General features: G+C 57.3%; 15 protein-coding genes and 3 pseudogenes. 13 read left to right on the top strand and 5 right to left on the bottom strand.

The genetic code is table 11. From position 1 onward, the window contains the following. The first annotated feature begins 37 nt into the window (after nucleotides 1–37). The 13 genes from mamA to MAIT1_RS00295 all read left to right on the top strand — a co-directional run bounded on the left by mamA (nucleotide 38) and on the right by MAIT1_RS00295 (nucleotide 21,950). Entirely contained in the window at nucleotides 38–697 is a 660-nt protein-coding gene (gene mamA / locus MAIT1_RS00350) for a magnetosome protein MamA (protein WP_085440041.1), read from the top strand. Between the two features lie 5 nt (nucleotides 698–702). After that, a complete protein-coding gene (locus MAIT1_RS00345) occupies nucleotides 703–2,652 on the top strand; it encodes a tetratricopeptide repeat protein (RefSeq protein WP_158089228.1) in 1,950 nt (649 codons plus the stop codon). 86 nt (nucleotides 2,653–2,738) lie between these two features. Next, the gene (gene mamQ / locus MAIT1_RS00340; RefSeq protein WP_158089227.1) at nucleotides 2,739–3,611 is read left to right on the top strand and encodes a magnetosome protein MamQ; all 873 of its coding nucleotides are present in this window, start codon (nucleotides 2,739–2,741) and stop codon (nucleotides 3,609–3,611) included. Continuing rightward, complete coding sequence (gene mamB, locus MAIT1_RS00335; protein WP_085440038.1) at nucleotides 3,608–4,489, top strand: magnetosome biogenesis CDF transporter MamB; 882 nt, start codon at nucleotides 3,608–3,610, stop codon at nucleotides 4,487–4,489. Before mamQ ends, mamB begins: the two co-directional genes overlap by 4 nt. A 242-nt stretch (nucleotides 4,490–4,731) precedes the next feature. Continuing rightward, the gene (gene mamS / locus MAIT1_RS00330; RefSeq protein WP_085440037.1) at nucleotides 4,732–5,382 is read left to right on the top strand and encodes a magnetosome protein MamS; all 651 of its coding nucleotides are present in this window, start codon (nucleotides 4,732–4,734) and stop codon (nucleotides 5,380–5,382) included. Nucleotides 5,383–5,436: 54 nt separating this feature from the next. Then, nucleotides 5,437–5,904, top strand: a complete 468-nt coding sequence (gene mamT / locus MAIT1_RS21365) for a magnetosome protein MamT (protein ID WP_143814566.1) — start codon at nucleotides 5,437–5,439, stop codon at nucleotides 5,902–5,904. A gap of 8 nt (nucleotides 5,905–5,912) precedes the next feature. Next, the gene (locus MAIT1_RS00325; protein ID WP_085440036.1) at nucleotides 5,913–12,569 is read left to right on the top strand and encodes a hypothetical protein; all 6,657 of its coding nucleotides are present in this window, start codon (nucleotides 5,913–5,915) and stop codon (nucleotides 12,567–12,569) included. Between the two features lie 38 nt (nucleotides 12,570–12,607). Next, nucleotides 12,608–13,375 (top strand): OmpA family protein, encoded by a 768-nt coding sequence (locus tag MAIT1_RS00320; RefSeq protein WP_143814565.1) that lies wholly within the window; start codon nucleotides 12,608–12,610, stop codon nucleotides 13,373–13,375. Nucleotides 13,376–13,600: 225 nt separating this feature from the next. Next, complete coding sequence (locus tag MAIT1_RS00315; protein WP_085440034.1) at nucleotides 13,601–14,110, top strand: hypothetical protein; 510 nt, start codon at nucleotides 13,601–13,603, stop codon at nucleotides 14,108–14,110. A gap of 37 nt (nucleotides 14,111–14,147) precedes the next feature. Continuing rightward, entirely contained in the window at nucleotides 14,148–18,410 is a 4,263-nt protein-coding gene (locus tag MAIT1_RS00310; protein WP_143814564.1) for a PilZ domain-containing protein, read from the top strand. Nucleotides 18,411–19,074: 664 nt separating this feature from the next. Next, on the top strand, nucleotides 19,075–19,722 hold the full coding sequence (locus MAIT1_RS21360) for a hypothetical protein (RefSeq protein ID WP_143814563.1): 648 nt from the start codon (nucleotides 19,075–19,077) through the stop codon (nucleotides 19,720–19,722). A gap of 81 nt (nucleotides 19,723–19,803) precedes the next feature. Continuing rightward, on the top strand, nucleotides 19,804–20,190 hold the full coding sequence (locus MAIT1_RS00300) for a hypothetical protein (protein WP_085440031.1): 387 nt from the start codon (nucleotides 19,804–19,806) through the stop codon (nucleotides 20,188–20,190). Continuing rightward, entirely contained in the window at nucleotides 20,187–21,950 is a 1,764-nt protein-coding gene (locus tag MAIT1_RS00295) for an SPOR domain-containing protein (RefSeq protein ID WP_085440030.1), read from the top strand. Before MAIT1_RS00300 ends, MAIT1_RS00295 begins: the two co-directional genes overlap by 4 nt. 232 nt (nucleotides 21,951–22,182) lie before the next feature. Here the strand turns inward: MAIT1_RS00295 and MAIT1_RS00290 are convergent, their stop codons facing one another. The 5 genes and pseudogenes from MAIT1_RS00290 to MAIT1_RS00270 form a co-directional block, all read right to left on the bottom strand. Beyond that, a complete protein-coding gene (locus MAIT1_RS00290; RefSeq protein WP_143814561.1) occupies nucleotides 22,183–22,656 on the bottom strand; it encodes an integrase core domain-containing protein in 474 nt (157 codons plus the stop codon). Between the two features lie 37 nt (nucleotides 22,657–22,693). Continuing rightward, nucleotides 22,694–23,017 (bottom strand): annotated as a pseudogene (locus MAIT1_RS00285) (recombinase family protein); the annotation flags it as partial. Between the two features lie 12 nt (nucleotides 23,018–23,029). Further along, nucleotides 23,030–23,113, bottom strand: a pseudogene (locus tag MAIT1_RS22540) (helix-turn-helix domain-containing protein); the annotation flags it as partial. A gap of 33 nt (nucleotides 23,114–23,146) precedes the next feature. Beyond that, a pseudogene (locus MAIT1_RS00275) lies at nucleotides 23,147–23,512 on the bottom strand (Tn3 family transposase); the annotation flags it as partial. 96 nt (nucleotides 23,513–23,608) lie between these two features. Further along, nucleotides 23,609–23,998, bottom strand: a 390-nt coding sequence (locus MAIT1_RS00270; protein WP_143814560.1) for a Tn3 family transposase, incomplete at its 5' end; no start/stop codon positions are given.

Below are 23,998 nucleotides of genomic sequence, written 5' to 3'. Positions count from 1 at the left end.
ATGCCTGTCTGTAGCAAATGGGTGGTAAGGTGAAACCATGAGCAAATTTTCTAAAGGTTCAGTCTGGGATGAACTGGGCTTTTTTATGCATACCGGCAAGCAGGTGCTGCTGCGATTGAATGCCGGCGCCATCACATGGTATGAGCGCTTTTTCAGCTTGGACAACAGCGTGCGCGCCGAATATTTTCGCGATATCGGCATCAAATACACCAAGCAAGGGCGATACGTGCAGGCGCTGAGCGTGCTTGAAGGCGTGGTTGAGGCTTATCCAGCTGATGATGAGGCCGCATTCCATCTAGCGTTTTGCTACTTAAAGCTGGAGAAGCCCCTGGCTGCTATTGAGATTTTGGAGCGTCTGTACGCCAAAGATACGCAAGATGGCAAAGTCAGTTCCATTTTAGGGATGGCCTATATCCAGACCAAAAACTATGAAGAGGCGGTTGGCGTGCTCAGCGCAGCATGCGAACAGATGCCCGACAACTTCAACCTCAACTATCGTTTGGGTGTGGCGCTGGATAATCTGGAACGCTATGAAGAGGCGGTAGAAGCGTTTCAGCGCGCGATGAAGATCCGCCCTGAAGAGCCCCGAGTGTATCGCGCCCAGGGTTTCTCGCTGGAGCAGTTGGGCAAACACGATCAAGCCGTGCAGCTGTTTAAGCACGCCGCGCAGCTTGAAGATAAGCAGCAAGTCGGCTAAACGTCATGGCCGTCGCTCAAGAGCGTTTTACGCTCATGAACCTGAAGGATGCGACGCTGCCGCAGCTGACCGGTTTTGAGTGCGGCAATGCGCCAGTCGATTTAAGCATTGTTTCAGCGTCAGGCCAATCCTTTGAGAGCGCACTAGAGGATCTCCTGCAGGAGATTCAAAGCAGTGCCAAGGGGCGCTTACCGCGCCTGCAACCCTTTGACTTCCCAGAAGACGTTTGGCCTGCGACAGAGCAATCGCTACGCCATACACAAACCCTATCCCCGCGTGCGGAGCCTCGGGTCGCGCAACGCCAACGGCATGCGCCGCCGCAACTACGATTGATCACCTCTGAGCTGGAAACGGTGGTTGCTGCGCCGCATTCGAGCGCAGTGGAAAGGGTCGCCCACCCCCAAACTCCACACAGCGACACACCCTCCCAGAGGCCTCAAACGTCTAAACGCAGAACGCCAGAAAGACTAAAAGCGCTTCTGACTGCAACGCGTCAACGCGATGAGGTGGCAATGCTAACGCGTCGCTCTGAGCAAGCCTGGCGCGTGTTGGACGAGATGGTGGCCCCATTGGATGCATTGGCGGATTTACAATCCCGCCCATCGGAGTCTTCCGCGCACCAAGAGGAGAGCACATCGGCCACTGGCGATCTGAATCTGCTGGCGCCGCAGCAGAGCGCGACACATCGTCTAGGCGCATGGCTTGGTCATTTAAACGCGCCTGCTAACAGCACCAGAGATTCATCTGTGCAAGGCGCAAAGCGCGATACACACTTCAACAGCTCAACGCCTGTTTACCCCAATGGCCGTTTAGCGGATCAGGGGGGCGATATTGATGCGTTGCTCGACAAGATGGATGCGCTGTTTGATGACAAGCGAACCGAGCGCCGACGATCTGTCCTGAAGCAAAAATCGCATGCGTCCGAAGAGTCGGCCACACCAGGCATAGCGCAAACGCCACCGCCAAGCGTTGAGACGGTCTCACCACAGCCCTATCGGACGCCTGAAGAGGCTGAGTTGCGCTATCTGGCGGTGGAAGTGGCGCCATTTGAGGCGGTGTTTGTCGCCGCGCGCGCAGAGGCGGCATCGCCCGCTATAGTGGCCGATGATTTGGACCAAAAAGGCCACGATTCAACGACTGACGACTCTGCGGATCTTAAACCCGACACTGCCCGTTCTGAGGTGCTCAAAACGACGCAAGCCGCACAGAGCGCCGCTCCAGAAATAGACCCTTTGGTTGAGCGCCATGATTTGAATGCCCCCACTTGGCTACCCTGGCGGTTTGCTTTGGGGGGCATGGGCTTGGCTTTACAGCGCATGGCCGAAGGCTCCATCAACTGGTATTTGGGCGTGCTTGATGAGATGAGCGCGCTGCGGATGGATTATGGGGTATTGCAGGGTAAGCGCGCCTTGGCGCAGCAGCGCCATGAGGAGGCCTTGACTTGGCTCCTGGGCGCAGCGCAACGGGGTGATTTGGCGGCCGAGGGGTGGGTGATGACGGCGAAGTGCCAACTCCAGCTCCGCCAAACAGAACCAGCAATCCTGGCCCTACAGCGCGCAGCCGTGCGTATTACACTCTCTGAAATGTCGTTGGTGTTAGAGTTGACAATACTGCTGTGTGATCAGGAGCAAGCCAGCGTCGCCCTGAAACTGGTGACGCGCTTGACGACGCAGTCCAAGACACGTCGGCCAGTATTGTGCTATTGTCGCGCGCTGGCGTTGCATGCGGAAGGGCGGGAGCGCGCAGCGAAAAGGGCTTGGCGGAAAGCGTGTGCGCTGTTTCCTCATCACCCGGCAAGAGTGGTTCTAGCTGCGCGTTTTACCGGTCATAAGCCGTCTCTGCGCGAAGTGGAACCGGCGATCGACGCAACGCTGGAGGAGGGGCGGACGCGTACGCCTTCAACGGTGCGGCGCCGAGTGGATATTCTGGACGACTTAAGAGTCGATGAGATCTGATATCCACTGCCTAACGTCAAGGCCATTGGGCGATATGAATATCATCGAATCAGAAAACACGAGAAATGGCGCAAAATAGCAACGATATGGACGGGTTCGAGTCGCTCGAATCGGAGATGCTCAACAGTGAGCGTCTGCGACGCATGAAGCGGCTGATGAACGAGATGCACCGGGCGGAGTTTGAGGCCAAGAAACTGCATCTGCCGCCGATCAAGTCACGCGCTTTAATCGTCGCCATGTCGTTTATCTCAGTCCTGATTTTTGGCGTGACCACACTGTATAATTTCAACCGTTTCGTGACGCTTGAAGAGCGGGTTCTTTCCGCTCGTGGCCATGTGGAAGATGTGCTGCAACGGCGTAAAAATCTGTTTGCCAATCTGGTCAATGTGGCGCTCAATCATGCGGCGTTGGAGCAGGAGGTGTATCGCTATGTCGCCACCACCCGCAAGGATGTGGGGCGCGAGGGGGATTCAGAAGCCAAGCCGCCACCAGAGCCTGTGGAGGCGGAGCCTAAAAGAGCCGATCCAAAAACCCAGTCGATGCTGGCCAACATGCTGGGCATCAATCCAGAAGGGGGCGGCGCGCCATTGGCCAAGCTGCTGGCCATTGTGGAGCAGTACCCAAATATCACAGCTTCTGTCACCTATCAGCAGTTGATGGATAAAATGGTGGAGATGGAGAACCGTATCTCCATGCGGCGCGACGAGTACAATGAAGAGGTGCGTATCTACAACACCCTGATCTCCTCCTTTCCGTGGTATATTCTGGCCAAAGTGACTAGCTTTGAGCGCTATGATTACTTTGCTGTGCGTACAGACCATCCAGAGAGCACATTCTTTGTGCCCAAAGCGTCGCCGGAGATCTTTAAACGTCTGCTGCCTAGCGAAACGGGCGCAGCCATGCAATCCAACCCGGCGCCGCGTCCCGCCGCCGGAGCTGACAAGGGCGCTACGCCATGAAGTATGACGAGTGTAAAGAGTGTCGGGACCAGGTGACGTGGTTCTCCATTTTCACCAACGTGTTCCTAGTGTTCTACAAAGGCACGCTGGGCGTTTTATCCGGTTGTCAGGCGCTGGTTGCGGATGCATTCCACTCGTCGGCGGATGTGATCGCCTCCTCGGTGACCATGGTCAGTCTCAAGGTTTCCAACAAACCGGCGGACTCTGACCATCACTATGGTCACGGCAAAATCCAGTTCATCTCTTCGTCCATTGTGGGCACGATTCTTATTATTGGGGCAATCTTCATTCTGATCGACGCCATCAGAGCGATCTATACCGGCGACTACGGCGCGCCGGATCGAATCGCGATCGTCGGCGCCGCCATCTCAGTGGCTATGAATGAACTGATGTTTCGTTATCAGAGCTGCGTCGGGCGAGAAAATAACAGCCCCGCCATCATGGCCAACGCCTGGGATAACCGCTCCGACGCCTACTCCTCCATTGCGGTGCTGGTGGGGATTGTTTTCGCTACCTTTGGATTTCCCATCGCTGACCCGTTGGCGGCGTTGATGGTGTCACTAATGGTGATCCGCATTGGGGTTGAGCTGAATGTTGACGCCATTGATGGATTGATGGACGCCTCGCCGGAGATGGATGAGCTACAGTCGATCTATAATGTGGTATCCAAGGCCAAGGGGGTAATGGGCATCTCGTATATGCGGGCGCGCACCCTGGGCGAAGATCTCCATGTGGAGGTAAACGTCCATGTGCCAGCGGATCTGAAAGTGTATGAAGGGGACCTCATTGTTGATCTGCTCAAGCAGCAAGTGATGCGTGAAATCGACCATATTGGGCAACTTGAAGTGTTTCTTACTCCAGTTGAAGAGGGCGTTTAGCCGCTTCAACGCCAGTTCACCGCCACCTGATGCTGAGAAAGCGCCGCGTATGTCCACGCGGCGCTTTCTTTTTTCTGTTTATCTTGGCTTGAATTTTGCGTTTCGCTAAGCTGACGTCGGCGCTTGGTTTAAGGATTGGTTCCCGATGCGCTTGCATGCTGTTATATTTAACGTTTGCTGTAAGAGGTTAGCGTCAAATTAACGGCGTATTGCGCCAACAGGCCCAAATGGGAACCCCAAAAATGAAGCTGGAAGAGTGGATTGGCGTTGTGGCCATACTGTTCTTCGCCGTGGTCGCTCTTTTTGCCGTGGCGCCGACAGGATGGCGGGATGCGCTGTTTTCTCCGCAATCGTGGAGCGGGAATGCGAGCTTCTCGCCGCCGCCCGTGGGCACGGTGGTGACGCCGCAAAACGCCCCGCCGGAGTTGCTGCCGCAAGGGCAGGCGCTGCAAGTGGCGCAGCAACAGAACGTGACCAAGCAGCGCCGCAATGCGGCGTTGGCGGCTGGCGGCCCCGGGGCCAAAACAACACAGCAGGATGGCGCCACGCCGGCGCAACCGGGCTTGATGCCGTTTGAGCGCGCGCCAATCAAGCGTTTTAGCGGGACGATACAACAGATAACGGAGCTGCCGCGCCGCGATCAGCAGATCCATATTTGGGTCACGGAACCAGGCGGTCGGGAGTTGCATGTGTCGGTGGCGCCAAAATGGTTTTTACAGTTTATGGGCTGTACGCTCAGCCATGATGCTCAGGTGAATGGTCGGGGGTTTAAATTCGATCGGGCCAACAAGCGGGATCCTGTGGTCTACGCCAAAGAGTTCACCATTAATGGACGCCGTTGCCAGTTGCGCAACGACGAGGGCTTTGCCCTGTGGTCCAACAAATTGCGGTGAGCGTAGATGAGCCCCCCTAACCCCAAACGCACCAGCCCTCTACAGGGAGCCTTGGTGCTGCTGCTGATTCTTGGAGCCGGTTTGCTGATGTACGTAAAGTACAAGGATACGCTCAATGAGTGGAGCACCGATCGCTTGCCGCGCTATATACGCGGTGAGATTTTCGGCTCATATCCAGCGCCCACGCAACCGACACTACAAGAGAGCGTGACAGAGACCGTTTCTCCTAAAGCGCGGAAAAAGGCGCAGGCAAAAATGGTGGTGCAGCGTCTACCAACGATTCCACGCAACGCCAAGTTGCCACACCCCTATTGGGGGCCTTGCGTGAAATGCCATCTGATTCGAGGAGGCGCGCCGCCGGGTAGTCAACCGATTACGCCGGTGGGCAAAGTATTGGAGCAGGCCTCTACATTGCACAAAATCGGGCCGCCAATTCGCCCGGATTCAACCCGAAGACACCCTGCGGCAGGTCGTTGCATCAAGTGTCATGATATCGTGGTGTCCATGCCAGTTCCCAAGTGAGGAGCAACATGATCGAGCAGATCATCTCCTGGTTTCATCACCCCTATGCTCCCTACCTCCTGGCTTTGGTTGTCATCGCCTGGGGCATGGTGGAGTGGCTGCAACTCGTGGGTGGCCAGTTGCGGCCTGCCCGTCGCGCGCTAAATAAAGCCCTATCCCAACTGCAAGGTCTCCCTGTCGACCCTGAAGAGTTTGCCCAGGCGGCGCCTGTGGCCGATGCTCAGCTACGCGCCAATTCGGTTATTGGTCGAGCCTGGAGCGCATTCCACGGCTCCCTGATTATTGACGTCAGTGGCGCGCAACCGGTCCGTAGCGTGGCGCGTCCAGGCGACCACTTTGAAATCAACGCCCTATTGGCGCCGCATATCGACATGCGGCGCATGCGCTCTGCTCCGATTCTGCTGGCTAGCCTGGGACTGCTACTGTCGTTGGCGGCGCTGTCAGGCAGCCTGTACGCCGCGCTACAACACGCAGCGCAGCAGGATTCCGCTGCAATTCGCGAATCAATTCGTCAGGTTCTCTCTCTCTCGGGGCTCAATTTCCTTGCCGCTGGCGTTGGCCTGGCCGCCGCAGTGGTCATGAGCATGGAGATGCGGCGGCGTCTGAATAGCCTGGAGATGCGTATCCTGGCGATCTGCGCGGAGTTGGACAAACGCATTGAGTACGCCGCAGGCGAAGCGCTGATCATTCAGCAGTTGCAAGGAGGCGGCGCGCCGATCATCACGCCTTCCTCGCCCTGGAGCGCCAACTTGCCAGAGAAGCTGGCCGAGCAAATGGCCGAGCGACTGGCGCAGGAGATTGGCGGCCTGATGCGCGGCCTGAGTGATCAGCAGAACGCGCAGCAAGGGGAGTTGGCTGAGCGGATTCGCGAGGGCATCGCCCAGGCAATGCGCGATGCTCGTGGCGATGAGTTGACTCTGTTGCGCAACATCTTTGCGCAACAGGGGCGCGCCGCGCGTTGGCTGGAGGAGCAACTTGGCCCGCAATGGCGCGAAGATGCGCACTCACGTGATGAACTGCTGCGCGGGGTCATTGAGCAGGTGGCTAAATCGGAGCGGCTGGCGGCCCAAGAGGTCAGCGCCGCCGTGCGCGATCTGGGACGCGACCTGCTTGAGCAGGCCGCGCATGAAGAGAAGCGCCGCGAACAGAACGCCTTGTCACAAGAGTCGGCGCTGCGAAGCGTGAGCAGCGCCCTGGATGCGGCGCCGGAACAGATCAGTAGCCGCCTGCTTGGCCCCCTGTTTGAGGAGAGCGCGAAGCTGCGCGATAGCTGGCGAGCACATAGCGAACAGTGGATTGAGGCGCTGGCCCAGAGGTGCGAAAAGCAGACCGAGGAGACCCGTGCGCTGGGATCGCGCATGCAGGCGCTGGGAGACCGCATGGCGCAAGCCTCTGAAGAGGGTGTAGAGCGCATCATTGAAGCGCTGAATCGCGGGGATTGGTGGCGCGGCGCGTTTATGGAGGCGCTTGCCGAACAGGTTCAAGGGGCTGCGCGCAGCGTCTGTGAGCGTCTGGGCGGAGAGCTGGGCGGCGTGCATCAGAGCCTGAATCAGGCCCATGCAGCGTTGGGTGAGATTACTCAGTCCGTCGCCCAGATGGGGCCGGAGCAGTGGCTGGGCGAAACCCGTCAGTGGTTTGCACAGGAGCGTCAACAACGTGATCACGCCAGCACGCAGCTGCGTGAGGCGATGGCGGGTTTGCAAACCAATATGGCCGCCAGCAAACAGACTCTGCTCGAAGCGGTGGGGCGTCAGGCGCAAGCGATGTCTGATTCGCGCCAGGCGATGCAGGGTTGGCTTGATGGGTTTTCTGAGGATCTGAAACTGGCTGTCCGTCTGCAAGGGGAAGAGACGCGGCCGGCGTTGACGCGCGTGAGCAACGCCCTGGCGCGCTTGGAAGAGCGTATGGCGCAAGCGCCGCAGAGCGCCTGGGAGGCGCTGTTTGATGATTGGCGCGCTGAGCAACAGAACAGTGAAAAGCGCTTGTCGCAAACCCTTGAACGCGCGGTGCGGGAGTTGCGCGAGCAGTGGCGCGCGGCCCAGCAGGAGAGTGACGGCGGGCAAATGCTACAGCTTGCGGGCAAACTTGACCGCGCGTTGGATCTGCTGTCGTTACAGCGTGAACCGACCAGCGGCGCCTCTTTGGAGCCTGTGGTCAACTGGCTGCGCGACGAGAGCGCGCGCATGGCTGATGACAACCGGCGCGCCATTGCCGATGCGTTGGGTGAATTGAAAGGCGCGCTGGAGAGCCGTGATGGCGACGCGCGCGAGAATTGGGGGCAGTTGGCGCAGCAGTTGGAGTCTCTGAATACAACCGGTGCGGCGCCGTTGGCGGACGGCGCAGCGGATCTGAGCCCGATCCTGGAGAATCATCGCCAGGAGATGATGAGCGCCTACGCCCAGAGTCGCGCGCAGTTGGAAGAGTTGGCCAGCGCGTTACGCGCACAAGGGGCGCAACGTCAGACAGAGGAGCGTGATACGGTAATGGTGCTGGGCGCGCGCCTGGATGAGTTGAGCGCGCTGCTGCGTGATGAGAATCAACGCTTGGCGCAGGAAGCGGCGCAGGGGGCTTGGGAGCGTCTGCGCGACGAAAGCACGCAGCAGATGCACGCCTATCAAGAGCGCCTCGCAGCGGAGATGGCCACCTTGCAGCAGGCCATTGCGCAACTGCGCGAAGCCGAGAAGCAAGGGGTGGAGCAAGTGACCGCCCACTTCTCAGAGACCATAGGCGCGTTGCGCCAGGCGTTGCCCAATTGGAGCGACTGGAGCGCGCGCAGCGAACGTTTACAAGAGAGTCTGCGCGAGCACGCCGAAACGTTAAGTCAGACGGTGACCAGCGAGATCACGGGGTTGCGTGAGATTTTGGCGACATGGCGTGCTGGAGAAGCGCCCCGAGCTGATGAGGCCACGCCCGCACCGCTGAACGGCGCCCATCCGGAGCTTGTCACTGTTATGGAGACGCGCCTGGGCGCGTTGGATAAGCGCCTGGAGGAGCTGCTGGACGCCATCACCGCCGCGCCGCCGCAGCCCGAATCTGACGAAGTTCCGCGCGCGCAGGGTGAACGGCATCAAGATGAGAGTCAGCTCAACAGCGTGGATCTGCGCGATGAGTGGGCGGCGGTGGTCAATCGCCTGGCGGATCTGGAGGCGGTGATTCTCACCCTGCCCGACGCCCAGGAGTTGGCCGCGCGCATTCAGGAGAGCGCGCCGCCGCAGGAGGTCGCTGGATCGCTAGACGTCGCTGCGTTAGATGAGGCAATGGCGCGTCTGGGAGAACGTCTCACCGAAACCTTGCAGGGGCTGTGGACCGCGCTTCATTCCGAACAAGAGACAACGCAGCAGCCCGAGGCGATGGCGCAGATCAGCGCACAGATTGCGCAGTTGGCGCAAGCTCCGCAGAGCGTGGACGCCGAGGCGATGGCGGCGTGGAGCGCGCAGTTACAGCGCATCACCGGGCAGTTGGAGTCCCGCATGCGCGCTCATGAAGAGCGGATGAATAACGCCGTGGCGCGCCTGGAGGCCCATGATGTGGCCGCATTGGGATCGCTGGTGCGCGAGGCGTTGAGCGAATTTGAAGCACAATGGAGCGCCCAGGAGGAGGGCGTCGATGCCGAACAGTTGGCTGAGCGCATTCAGGGGATGCTGACCGTTACGCCCGCCAACGATTCGCCGAGTGTTGGCCAGGCGTTATTGAACCAGTTGCAGGCGGCGCTCAACGACCTGCCGGAGCAATTGCGCCAACACGCCGCCGAAGGCATTGGACAAGCTTTGGATTCATCCCATGCGCGCATACAGCAGGAGCAGGCGCAAAATATTGTCACCTTCCAGGCGGCGGTGGAGAAGCTCCATGGCGCCGCCGAGGCCCTGGAGAGCCGCGCTGAGAGCTTGCAGGCCTGGCGCGATGAACAGAGCGCTCTGAGCGATGCGCCGCAGATAAAAAACGTGCTTGATCAAGCTTTGGCGGGGCTGCGTGAGGAGATCATTGAGCAGATGAATCGCCTGCGGGGGACCGCAGAAGCGCTCAACAACCAATTCAAAATGCCGCCCAGCGGTGGTGAAGTGATCTCTCTGGAGCCCATTTTAGCCCAGTTGCGCGAAGAGGGCGAACGCATCGCGAGCCATCATGACCAGACACTGCGCGCGGCCATGGAGGCATGGGGCGACAAATTCAATGACCATCTGAACGCCCAGGCGGAGCGCTTGGCCAAACTGGCTGGGAGCATGGAGCAGCTGTCTACTCAACAACCGGACCTGACGCCGATACAGACGCTTGTTGCGCAATTGGAAACCCGCGATTCGGCGCTCACTGAACCAATGATTGCGCGCATTCAGACGCTGTTCGATGAGCTGCGCGCCGGATGGGCCGAGCCTGCGCGGCGGGAACAAAGCGCGCTCAACACCCTTTCTGAACGCATGGCGCAGATCTCCCAAACGCTGGATGCGCGTTTTGAAGCGCTCAAACCGGAGCGTCTGGAGGGAGTGATGACACGGCTAGCCGACGAACTGGGCGGCATGGCCGGCGGCGCGACGTGGCGTGAGATGCTCGAAGGAATCGCCGCCGAAGTGCGAGAACGCATCGTTGCCGAGACCGGGCAGGTCGGCGTGCTGACATCCGATTTGGAGCACGCTGTTAAATCCATGCAAACGCAAACGCAGAAGTTGGAAAACGACTTCCTGGAGACTGCCGCAACGTTGTTGCAGGAGGAGGGGCGTCGCCAATCGGCGGAAGGTGCCGCTGCTGTTGAAGTCTCCTTGCGTGAATTGACCGCCCAGGCGCAGGCGCAATGGAGCGAGCAAAGCAGTCTGGCTCAGCAGTTGGCGAACTCAGCCGCCCAGGTGCTGGAACGCATAGCCGAGCAGAGCCAGACGCTGGATATTCAATCTCTGCAACAGATGCTCTCGGAATCGATGACGCAGCAGGTGCACCAGACGCAGAGCGCATTGAAAGCATTGCTGGCCGAGCAGTCAGAGCAAACACAGAGCGCGTTGATGGCGTCGCTGGTCGAGCAATCAGAGCAGACGCAGAGCACACTTACAGCTGCCCATGCGGCGCTGAGCGAACAGATCACACAACAGTCCTCTGGCGTAGATGTGGCGGCGATCAACAGCGTGCTGAGCCAAACCCTGAACGAAGCGACACAGCAGTGGCGCACCTCAGAGACGCGCATCCTCGACGAAATCGGGCGTCTGGGCCAAACCGCGCAGACTCAGGCGGAACAACTGAGCGACAACTGGGCGCAGTTGCAGAGCGCGCAGACCAAGGCTGAGAGTGCGGCGCTTGCGCGTCTGGCCGCCATTGAGCGGGCGCTGGACGAGAACGGCGCGCAAACGGACGAGTCGTTGATGGACGCCCTGGGCGAATCGCTTGATCAACTGCGCGCGCAGTTGACCGAGCGACTGGAGGCGGAGCGTCAACCCATAGCGCACCTTGGCGACCAGGTGGAGAAAATTGGCCAAACCCTTGAGCAGCGCTTTGAAGCCCTGGCGCCGGAGCGCCTGACCGGCGTGATGGAGCGCGTCTCTGAGGCGCTGGGCGGCATGGGCGGCGGGGAGCAGTGGCGTAATGTTCTGGAGCAGATGGCAGCGGATGTGCGCGAACGCATCGCCGACGAAACCAGCCAGTTGGGCGAGATCAACAACGGCCTGCAACAGACTGTCGCCGCGCTGCAAGCCAAAGCATCCGACATGGAGAGCCAATTCCTCGACACCGCCTTGGAGTTGCTCAAAGAGGAGGGCGAACGCTTCTCCCAGGAGAGCGTCGCCACCGTGCAGAGCGCTTTGGCCGGATTGAGTCAAGAAGTGCGCAGCGATGTGGCCGCCGAGACCCAACGCATGCAAGCTTTGGCGCAGTTGGTCGACGCGGTGGCCCAGCGCGTGGCCGATCAGGAGCAGAGCCTGGACGTCAATGCATTGGCAGCACAACTGGGCGAATCAATGCGCGTCGCACTTCAACAGACAACCGAGCGCGCACTCGAAGCGCAGGATGTGCGTTTGAACGCCTCTGTGGTTCATCTGAACCAACAGATGCGCGGAGATATTTTCAGCGATATGGAGGGGTTGACGCAGCAGGTCGTTAGCGCCGTCAAACAGCTTGAGGAGGCTCCAGCCAAATTGAGCGCGGACGCCTTTGAACCAGTGCTGGGCGCGCTGCGTGAGCACAATGAAAACCTCGAACAGCAGCGTAAACAGGCGCTGGAGCTGATGCTTGAAGAGATTTCCGTAAAAATAATCGCCTCGGTCTCCGAACAGGGCGGGCCGATGCAGCGCGTTATTGAAGAGTTGCAAAGTAAACTGGATAATGGCGTGGGCGCGGCCAGCGAAGAGATTATGGATAAACTGCTGATGCTGGCTGAAGCGGTGACTGATCTGACGGAAAGCTCCGACGATATGATCGAGGAGTTGGCGGATCTGGATGAACCGTTTATGCAGTTGGCGGATTTCCTGCATGAAAATGCGGAAGGGATGCGTCGTACTCAGGAATCGGTGCGCTACCTGACCGAACAGTTCCCCCTGGCGCTGGCCGACAAACTGGATGAAGCGCTTCAAGAAGGGTATCTGGAAGAGGCTAAAGCATCCTGGTCAGAGTCAAGCGACGCGCCTGCCGACCGCCGCCACGCTTCCGATTTTGAGGGACTGGTTCGGCATTTCCGCAATAATGACGCCTGACCGGCGCATCAGCACGGGATGAACCGCGGGAAGAAATGATGAGAGACCTGGATTCAGGGTTAAATCTAATTGTGCTGGAGGTGTTGCTGATTGGTTTCGTGCTGATGCTGCTGGTTGTCGTCAGTCAGGAGCCGCATCAACTCCCTGCGCCCGTGGCGCCCGTTGCCGTTTCCACGCCCGCCCCTAAAGTCGAGCAACTACCTAATAAGTCTGCACCACCGCCCGAAGAGGCGCCCCCCCCTGCGCAACCGGTTGTGGATAGCGTGCGCTTGGCGCGCGATACCCTCTTGACCCAGCTGGTCATGGAGTTGGAGGCCGCAGGCCTTAAAGTTGAACCACAACCAAACTTTGGCGTGTTGTATCTGCCCAATCTGCTGCACTTTGATCGTGGACAAAAAAGCCTGCGTCGTGATCAACGCAAGCGATTGGTCGCATTGGTTAATACGCTGGAGCGCATCCTGCCGTGCTATGTCGCCTCCGCGTACGCTGCAACGCCATGTCAAGAGTCCCCTTCGGAGATTCCATTGTCCGGCGTTTACATCACCGGTCAATCCCGTTTCGTTGGCCAGGATGAGCCCAATTTTAGCGCCAACTGGTCGCTGGCTCTGGGCCGGGCTCTGGCGACGTTCAAGTTTCTGGTCAACGAGAATCCCAAGCTTCACGCTCTCAAGGGCGCCGATGGCCAGGCGCTGATTCGCGTCGGCGGCATGGCGGCCTCTTATGACGATACGGCCCAAGCGCGTCGTGTCGAGTTGCGCTTTGTCATGGCGCATCCCCAGCCGAAAACCGACAACGACGCCCAGTGATAAAGTGAACCATTATTTGCCTTGAGCCACTCAATAAGGCATCATGGAAGTTGAAGAAGATCCAGACAATCTGTAGCGTTTAATCCCATTTTGTATCCCGTGTTCGGGCATAACAGGTGTAAGATGCTGGTGTTGATACCCCTTGGATTAGCTGCGGGATTAGGCGTGGGTTTGGGGGTTGGAATCTTCAACCGAGTACGTAGAAAATCCCTAGGCCCCAGTGATTTGAGCAAGCAGGAGCCCGCTAATCTGGAGTTGGTGGATGGCGGCGCTGAGATCATCAGCGAAGATTTCGCAGATCCCGAGCAGGTGATTCTGGCCACTGAAGAGATCCCATTGGATAATCGTTGCGGCAGCAGCGCCTTGGTGAGCGAACACGAATTTACCCGTAGCGCCAATGTCAATTTTGAGTGGGAGCGAGGGCGCGACATCGCCGATTCCATCCAAGGCGAATTGCTCAATCTGGTGGAGACCAAGGCGGCTTTGCACATCAAACGCAAGTTGGGGATTCATATCGGCGGACAGGTGCGGCGCTCTGTGCGCCTGCGTTTTAACGTCAGTGCAGGCGATTTTGTGCGCTACCGTATTGTGTGGTTACAGGAGCAGCGTCGCGGTGTTTTTCTGGTGCCGCACGGCAAGCGTATGATTGAGGCGCCCTATCTGGTGACCTATGGCCTGCACCACTCCGTAGAAAGTCTGCCCGGCGCATCTAAAGAGCCGCCCTCTGAGCCATGACCCTCCCGTTGACGGAACCTGATTTCGGTGATGTTTAATGGCCGAAGCCAAGTCAAACTCTTCGAAAATATTTGTCCTGTACGGGCAAAGCGTTATCAATCTGTTCAATACCGAGCGGGCTGACGTCGACACCTGTCTTCTTCCCATCGTTCGGTACAATGACAGCGTTGATGAGGAGCGCTGCGCCCAATTTATGGCCAAAGCGCCCAGCGACGAGTTGGAAGAGGTCCAGGAAGCGATAAAAACCCTGCGCAATCATCTTCAAGATGAGCGCCACCTCACCAATGATTACCACGACGACAGCGAAAGCGCTAACGCTCATACCCCCTTTCTAAACGCCTACAGTGACTTCAAGATCGCCGTGCGCGCCGGGCGTGAGGAGGGGATGGAGAGCAACCCCTTCTATCATCTGTTGCGAGCGATTCTACGGCTGAATTTGATCGCTATTAAAAAGGAGGTAGGCTATCGCTTGGCCAGTACTGAGGGCGCCCAACAAGTGGAGCCCATCCCCATTACCCCCCCACCGCAGATCATCTGGAGCCGGGAGAATCGGGGTGCATCGCTTTTAATCCGGGTGAGTTTAACCATCAAGTGGTTCCTGATCGGGCTGAAAATGCCCTTGGCCGCTTTGCTGTTCGTATTCTCCTCCTTCACCACCTTTCGCGGCGTCAGCGAAGTTCTGCAACTGCCGGTTTCCGAACAGTTATTTGGAGCACTCTTTATTGGCGAGGAGGGGCAGAACCTCCGCTATTTGCTGGGCATTGTAGCTGGGACAGTGCTGTCGGCCGCTATTTTGGGCTTTAAAAACCGCATTTTCCAGGCCATGGCTGAGTGTGGCAGCGTATTAAAGGGGGTGCGCAACGTCTTTTTATACTCTCCCCGCTTTATCCTATTGGCCTCACTGTTGACGGCGGTCTCCATATGGACCAACTACGATGGCATCGTCTCGGTATTCTCCAAACAGGGCGATCTGGCCAATCAGGCGACGCTAATCCGTTCGCGCGTGGATGCGGTTCTGGGAAAAGTGGGGTTTGGCAATCCCGACCGCCCGCAGTCCCTCACGGGTTTACAACTCTCCCTGGAGTTGACCGCGCGCCAGGCGATTCTCTCTTTCAACAAACTGCCTGAAGATGAGCTCTCCGGCCTGGCTTCCAGCAGCGACCCGCGCAAGGGACCGCGCTATTGGGCGAAACATTTTATTGTTTATGGCGGCTTTCAGCAGGGCGTGATGGACCTGCCCAGCGTCTATCGCAACACCACCGCGGCCCGTCAAGTCAACGACATGCTGCTTAGTTCAGGGCTTGATTTGAGCCAGCCTTTTGAGAATAAAATTCAGCGCCTGGTGGATCGGTACGCCGAAAACCTGGAGCAAACGCGCAGTGAGGTCAATAAATTAACCAAACAACTCGATAGCATGATGACCCTCAAAAGCTACGAGTTTGATGAAGTGGCGCGATTAATGGCGTTGGAACACTATGACGTCAATAACCTGGTGCGTCGCATCACAAGCCATTTGGAGAGGAGTAAAAACCTCTACGATAGCGTTGCCGCGGAGTTGAACGCCATTATTTCCACCCATGTGCGCGTGCTCGAACAGGTGGACAAGTTTGGCGCGGCGCGGCGCGACAGCTATCGAATCTCCGCCAACGTGGATGTACGCCCCATCGAAGGGATTGAAGCGCTCAAGAAGGGGGTGATTCCCGCAGCGACACATAAGGGGCTGGACGAACTCAAGCGCTTCTTAGAGGAGGAGCATGGCTTGGCCATGGCCACCTTCATCCTGACCGTCATCCTCTGCCTGGCGATTAGCATCGACTTAGCCGATCTGCTGTTTTTCGCATTATTTACCGCGCGTTTGGGCCGTGAGGACGCCAAAGAGCTCAACGCGCGACAAGAGGATCTTCTGAACTGGCAAAAGGAGACTGCAACACAGCTTCAGAGCCTCTTCAAAACGGGCGAACCGGTGCGCATTGCCACCAACTGGTTGCCAACGCCTTCAACGATCTCTCTGCGGGATGTGATTTTTCGTTGCGCGCAGCGGTGGGCCCCACAGACTCATCACCCGCAAACTCTGCACCCATTCAGGCGGTTTCGCTATTGGATGTTTGGACTGTTCACCAGCGTGCGCATTGAACAGATTGCGATCTATAACGCTTGGGCGGAGTTAATTGAAGACCTGAGCAACCATAGGAATAAGACAAACTGCGTGTGGAATGCCCTTTTTCCCGGTTTCACGATCGAAACCGTCGCTGACGAAAATAGAATGCTCTACGAGGTTCAACTTTCGATAGAGAGTGGTATTGAAGAGACAAAAGAAAATTTTTCGAAATTTTGCCAGTATGTGACAAAGGTCACCGCCAGCCCGCCCACCATTGAGTTTCGGGATCTGTTCCAGCCGCCAGCACAGCAACGCGCACTGCTCGAAAGTGTGAAAAAAACGGCGCAAAAATCAACGGATGAAGTGATCACTGGTGACGGCTTCGAAGAAGAGAAACACGATGAGCGCCCTGCACGCAGCAGTCGTAACCGGCTAGCGCTAAGCGCTAAAAGCGTACGCAAAACGAACTCTTCGCTCCGTAGCGCCAAGACGCCAAAGCAGTTGCTCATGTTGCGGCTGCTAACGCGCACGCTCTACCATAAATTGTTTATTGTCAGCTTCGCCCAAGCGCCCGAACCCTCCTTGAGATTTACCCGTTTTGACTGGGTCAAATCCATCGTCATATCAACCTCGGAGTCGCAGACCAAGCTTCTGGCGATTAAAAACGCCCTGCCCGAAGCTCGGATTGCGCTGGATGAGATTCCGCAACTGCGAGATAAAATCATCCCCGAAACTCTGAACCAACTGGAAGGCATATCTGAGACTTGGGGAAAAACTCTAAGGCTCTCCTTGAGGCAGTATAGCGTTGTTCTGAATCATATTGAAGAGGAGAGTAAACGCATTATCGGCATTGGGAAGAATTGCCAGAGTACGGATGTGGTTGATATCTCTGATAATGATTACAAACATATAGAAACCATAATGTATGATGAGAAAACCGCATCCTTTACCCTGCTCGAGCAGTTCCGTGAAATCCAGCGGTTGGTCCTCGACGCACATCAGCACGCTACTACGGAGATTCAGGTCAAATCCAAAACCCGCGAATTCGTACAGGAGATTCACGAAATCGCCATGGGGGTCAAACGCGACCTGATGCATCTGAAAATGAACTCAGTCAGCTCCGGTCGCGGCGGACGCTGGGAGTCCATGAGCGGCGCGCAACTTCACACGCAGATTGAAAATGAGGTGGATCAGATCACGCGTGTCACCAACGAATTGAATGAAAGTCCCACCAGCGATGAGGGTCCGGAACATACCCTACAGCAACTGAGCCAACTGCATAACCGGATCAAACAGTTAAAGTCGAAAGTTGAAGATGCGCGCATGTCCGTGGATGTCTCTTTGCACTTTGAGCCGGGCACCCGCGTAACGCGACAAAATGAGACGCCCTCGGCCCTGGAAGCGTCGTCCGCCGATGGGCAAGAGATCGATCACTTTGAGTTTGCTGCGTCCGCCGAGCCTACGGCACAGACGGCGCCCCCCCTCAGCCATGCCCCTGATTCGTTGGAAAATCCCACTAACCCCAGGGAAATGATACCCGCCCCCCAGCCTGAAACCATCGACCGTCCGAGCGCACCGCCCACTGTGCAACATCTGGACTCGCCGCAGTCCGAGCCGCCAATGTCCGCACAGCTAGAGGCTCTGGATCTGCCGCCGGAACTGGCCGGGCTCTTTAACGCACCGCAGAGCGCGCCCTCTTTGGCAGAGGCTAGAGCGCCCCAGCCGCTTGCACCCTCGCCACAGGAGATTCACCCCCGTTATGGCCAACAAGTGGTGCGCTCTACACGCAATATCACGCCACGCAAAACCGTCGCACCCAGATCCCGCAACACCATGTTCCAGGCGCCAGGCGCCCCCGAGTCTCTGACGCGCGCCAGCGAACCGCAATACTCTGGACGGCAGGCTGAGCGCTCGGCACATGTTTCGCAAGCGGAATTGATTACCGAAGAGGGGTGGGTGCTACAAGGCGAAACAGAGGATATCAGCATTACCGGCGTGCAGATGGTTATCCACAATGGTCAGCATGGTTTACAAGCCAATGCGCACGGCGTTTTTCACTTGAGCAGGTTTATCGATGAACCCGGATTCCCCTGTCGAATCGTGCGCGTGCAGGGGAACCATGTCATGTTGACCATAACCGAAGACACCTCTCGCTTTGGACTATTGGTCATGCAGGAGATCTTCAACCAATTTACTTTTTAAAGCGTAAAATTGACCGGTCGCTATTGTCTGCCGCCTATGCGCTGCAATGTTCATCTCTTCGTATTGCGATGCTAGCGAACACTCTACAAAGGATTTTACCATGAGCGGGAATGGCGATAGTTCGCCCCCACAAGCAGAGAGTCTCGAATGGTCGCAGCAGGCCGATGCGCTGAACCGTGCTTTGGCAGAGTGGATTCAGTCTCAAAGCCATCAATGGTTTCAGGCGCTTGCTGAGCAAATTGGCGGCAATCTACGCAAGATATCCCAACATGCGCCCCAATCGATGGATGTAGACGCGGTCACTACCTTGGTGGAGCAAGAGGGAACGCGTTTCGTCGACGCGCTGTGTCACGCGGTAAGCGCGCAACTGCTCCCCAGTAAATCAGCGCCGTCACCCAGCCCTCAGAGCGCCCCTATTGCAGAAGCTTCCGAAATAGGGGCTGGCGAACCCGTCGTGCGCCGCGCTAAACGCTCCAGTTGGTCGCCACCGCCAGAGCCGAAAAAAGTCGCCGCTGACGCTCCCAGCATCCCATTGCCGGACGCCGATGATCCGCCAGGCGAGATGTTAGCCGCGCCCAGTTCGGATCCCGCTCTGCAAGCCCCGGATGATACGCGCCCGGCCAGCATGCCAACGCCTCAGCAAGAGGCGGCGCCGCTCAGCGCCATGGAGACCGGCATGCTGAAACTCCTGGCGTTTTTACAACCCAAGATTGCCGACTGCAACACGCAGTTGGCGGAACAATTTTCCCACGATGTGGCGTGGCTGAGTAACAAATTGCGCGGCGGCGCCCCAATCACCGATTCCGAAGTAATCCGTGTGGTCAGCGCTATGGCTAAGACGCTGTCGAACTTGAAATCCCAAGGCTTTGTAAACGCGGAGGATCTGTCTGGAATGGATGTGGGATTCCTCAAACTTGCACGCATATTGCAGTCCAGTTCCCCCCATAAGCCGGGGCTTGGGACTGATCAGCAGGTTGCGCAGCCCCCAGTCCAGGCACAACAAAGCCCACAGGAGCAACCCAAACCCATATTGGCGCAGCGCGCGCGCAACTCTATGCACGCCAAAGAGAGCAGCAAAACGCGCATCAATGTAGCAAAGCCCCCGGCGGTCATGCCCACTGAACCCGAAGCTGCGGCGGAGCAAACGCCTGCCGGGCATGAAGTGGACAGGCGGGAGGAGATTGAGAGCGCGGCGCCGCCCGTTGCGGACAGGCCACAGAGTGCGGGCGGCGGCGTGCAGAGTCGCCCCCCGCGCGACAGCTCGGACGATCCGGCCTTCTACAGTGCGTTGAATCAATTTTTCAAGCGCTGAATTGGCGGATAGACAGACGGGCGAACCATTGTGTGGTCTGCAAAATACTGGCTCTGCCGAGAACCGAAGGTAGGCACGATGATGGAAAACCCGTTTGTCAAATCAGCTCAAAACGCCAAACGCGGCAACCCCATTCGGCGTCGCAACGCCCATGGCAGTTGGGTGCGCAAAGCGGGAGACGCTTTTTTGGACCGTGCGCGGCAACTGGCCATGGGGCGCGCCGCCCAGGGGGATCAAACCGCCCTACAACAGTGTGTGGAACAACTGGAGCACGGCCCGGCTCCTGTGCGACAGGAGCAGAAACTCTCCCAACGAGTTGAAATCCCGACGCTATGCAGCGCAGAGGATTTTGAGCGTGGCATTGGCCGAATTCTGGATGCTGTCTATGCGCGCCACATCAGTCGTGAGGAGGGGAGACGCTTGATGGCGATGCTCGGAACGCTGCGGAAAATACAGAATTTTTCATGAAATCGTCCCATTTTCATACATTCCAGATGCTTGTGACGCTCTGCTGCGCATTGGCGTTTGCAGTTTTGCTAAACCCAGCTCAAGCCGAAAGCCCGCGATTGCGCGAAGCTTTGGTTGAACTTCGGCAAATCGCTCTGGATAGCGCTTCGAGCAAAGAAGATCAGATCACACTGCTTCAAGAGATCGGCGATCTCTACTTGGCGCAGGGGCGTTTTGAGCTGGCCGAACCCTACTTAGAGCGCGCGCTCAAACTGGCCACTTTCAGCAAACCGCCGAACTATGCGCGCATCATGGCGCTCACCACACAAGTCTCCGAGATTGATCTAGCCTATGAGCGCTATGAACTCGCCACACGTAAATTCAATGCCTTGCTGGTACAACAACGCGCCAAACCGCGCTTGACGGCCAGTTGGGTCAAGCGCATGAATTTAGGCCTGGCGCGCGCCCGCTCCGGTCTGGCCCAGACGGTTTTAACCCGTGGTTCAGCTCTCGCGAGCGCAACAGTACTGATGAACCAGTCTATTCCTGAATTAACGGAGCAGTTGGGACCATTTCACGCCGAGTCCATCGCCGCGCGTCTGCTCAATATCGAAATATTGCTAGCGCGTGGCCAGTTGGGAGAAGCGCAAACAGAAATTCAAGCGCTTGAGGGTGGTTGGTCTGGTCGCCAACCCAACGCCACGCGGTTACAGAGAGCCCGGTTAAAGTTTCTCAACGCTCTACTTTTCGCTCGCCTTAACCGCATGGACGAGGCCATGCAGTCGATGGCCGCCGCATTGGCGGATGTGGGCGGGGGGCACACGCAAATGAGCGCAGAAGAGAACGCCTTTTGGATGGAAGCGGCGACCATGGGCGCTATACTGAAAGCCAGAACCGGCGCTTCAGGCGGCGCCAAAGCGGAACTGCAACGAGTTGAAACGATCGTATCCCGCATCTATGGTCTAGGGAGCTTAAAACACGCGCGTTGGTTGATTGCGGTTGGCGCGCTTTTAGGCAGCGTCGGGGATCGCTCCCTAGGCGACAGTTTTACACTGCGTGGGAAACAGATCGGCCAAAACGACCTGAGCGAAATGCCAAAACTGGCGGCGCAATGGGCGCAAGATCTCGGTAAGGAATACACTGCCGAGTCCAATGAGCTAAGTTTGATCAAAGCGCATGATCAGGTGCGTCTGTTGATGGCGCATCTTCTCAAAAAACCGGATAATGTCGCTTATTGGACCGAGCGGTATCCGGAGTTTTCTATGCGTGTGGAGACACAAAAAGCGCCGCCAAAGATCGATTTTTCCTCTCTAACTACAATGGGCTCCCCTGCTGTATCAAACAATCAGACTCCTATTTCAAAAGCAGTCTCAGCACCTGCTGCTCCTGCGTCATCCCCAGTGAAAGAGGCGGGCGCATCATCACAAACGCCTGTTGTCAAACCAGCAAAGCCTGTTGACAAAACAAGCTCTGTCGTCAGACTTGGCCAAAAAACCAAACCAATAACCAAACTGGTGGCGTATGCGCCACCTCCAGCCAGTGAGCAGGTCGGGTACTATATTGCGATTGGCTGCTATGGCTCCGAGCAGAGTTCGCACAAAATTTTGGCCAAAGTCCAAGCCCGTAGCCTGCCTGTTTATCAACGTACTGTAAGAAGAACAAGTTCAACACTTTACTGTGCTTTAGCAGGTCCTTTTGAATCCCGTCCAGAGGCGGATTTGGCGGCTGAAAGCATGACTGCGCTCGGTATTAAGGGGTTTCTGATAAAAACGTATCGTTAATGCGCAAAGAGGGGTCAGCTGCGTATTCCGATGAGCTATGATCGAAAGTTGTGTATGAGCGAGAAGTGATCAGGTGGCGTATCCTGGGTCCGTCTGCATAAAGGTACCAAACCCACCACAGGGGATCTGACACTGAGTTGATCTGGCAGGGCTATCAGCGGATTTGGTTCTCCCGAAGTTGATGTGTGCTGGTTCAGCGGAAACATGACAACCGCCTAAGCCAAAATATCAGTTAGCCGTTCGCCTTTTCAGCCATTTTTTGGGATGGCTGAAAAGACTGCTTTTGGTGCGTCGTCCGACGCCGTTCTCTGGCCGCCTCAAGCTTTTCATCTCGTTCGGCCAGGATCTGCACATGCCGCCCTTCCAGGCGATCCTGTGGGGTGACGTAGTCGATGGCGCTATGGAGCCGCCGGGTGTTGTAATGCTCGACGTACTTTCCCACAACCCGTTGGGCATCTTCCAGCGATAATGGCGTCTGAGGCCGAATGCACTCACGCTTCAAACTACCGTGAAAACGCTCCAGCTTTCCGTTGCTCTGCGGATAGTAAGGCGAAGTCCTCACATGCGTCATGCCGGATTCCCGGATGAACGCCTTAAAATCGTTGGCAACGAACTGCGGCCCATTGTCTGAGATCAGCCGCGGCTTAGCTTCCGGATAGGCCTCCTGAGCTCGGAGCAGGACCACTTCAACCTCATCTTCCTTCATCGACGGGGTCTGTTCCGGCTGAGTGTCAGATCCTACGCTAAGGGTTGAGCACGCGTTTGCCGTGACTCCTCAGCTCGCCACCGGGTCCCACGTAGCGATAGAGCGTCACCGGCTTCACTCCGAGCTCCTTACAGAGCTCCGCAACAGAAGTGTCCCGATTCGCCATAGCCGCTTGCGCCAAGCGCACCTGGGCTTTGGTCAGCGCAAATTTTCTCCCGCCCTTCCGTCCTCTGGCGCGGGCGGCGGAGAGTCCCGCCATGGTCCGCTCCCGGATCAACTCCCGCTCAAAATCCGCCAGTGTGGCGAAGATCCCGAAAATCAGCCGTCCACTTGCCGTGGTGGTATCGATCTGAGGGCTCTGTTGCAAAAAAACTCAGACAGGGGTTCTTTTAAGGGTCCGATAGATAGTTGCTCGCGAAACTGAAAAGAGCTCGGCCAGATCTGAGATGGAGTATTCGGGGTCAGCTCACGAAACGGAAAAAATCGTACGCTAAGCCTCGCTGGGTATTCGTAGTGGCCGGAACTTGCCTTGCTCAACCTGCTTGTTCTGCCGCCAAATGTAGTCGCCGGTGAGGTTGATGTGCTCCCAGCCAAGCGGAGAAAGATGCGATAGTAACTGTTCGTCGATTTTCCTGCCCGAGTCGCGCAGCGCCTGGACTGCGTGCTCCAGATAGACCGTGTTCCACAGGATGATGGCCGCCACTACCAAATTGAGGCCGTTTGCACGGTAGCGCTGGTTCTCAAAACTGCGGTCGCGAATTTCACCAAGCCGGTTCAGGAAAACGGCGCGGGCAAGAGCGTTCTTGGCCTCGCCCTTGTTCAAGCCGATTTGCACGCGCCGACGCAGTTCTGTGCTGGTTCAGCGGGAACATGACAGCCGCCCATACCAAAATATCAGTTAGCTGGCCGGGGTCTGATCCGGTAGGGGGCGAAATGACACGCTAAGGATTGCTCACCGTCTTTTTGGCCATCTGTATTCACCCGTGAGCAGGATATGGGACCACCCGAGAGGCGAGATGTGCGCCAGGAGTTCGGGTGGAACCGGCAACCCGGTGCGTTTTCTTTGCGCCACAGCTTCTCCCAATCGGGCTGTATTCCAGTAAATCACGATTGCTGCGAGCAAATTCAGACCCGCCATGCGGTAATGTTGACCTTCGCTCGTCCGGTCCCGAATTTCCCCCTGACGGCCTATCCGCAAGGCGTTTTTCAGAGCATGGTGGGATTCCCCCTTGTTCAGGCCAATCTGGGCGCGGCGCTGCATATCGGCGTCCAAAACCCAATCGATGATGAACAGCGTGCGTTCAATGCGCCCGACTTCGCGCAGGGCAACGGCCAACTCATT

The sequence above is a fragment of the Magnetofaba australis IT-1 genome, assembly GCF_002109495.1.
Taxonomy (GTDB): Bacteria; Pseudomonadota; Magnetococcia; order Magnetococcales; family Magnetococcaceae; genus Magnetofaba; species Magnetofaba australis.
Note: the sequence above shows the minus strand (reverse complement) of the source record. Positions and strands in the feature narration are given on the sequence as shown.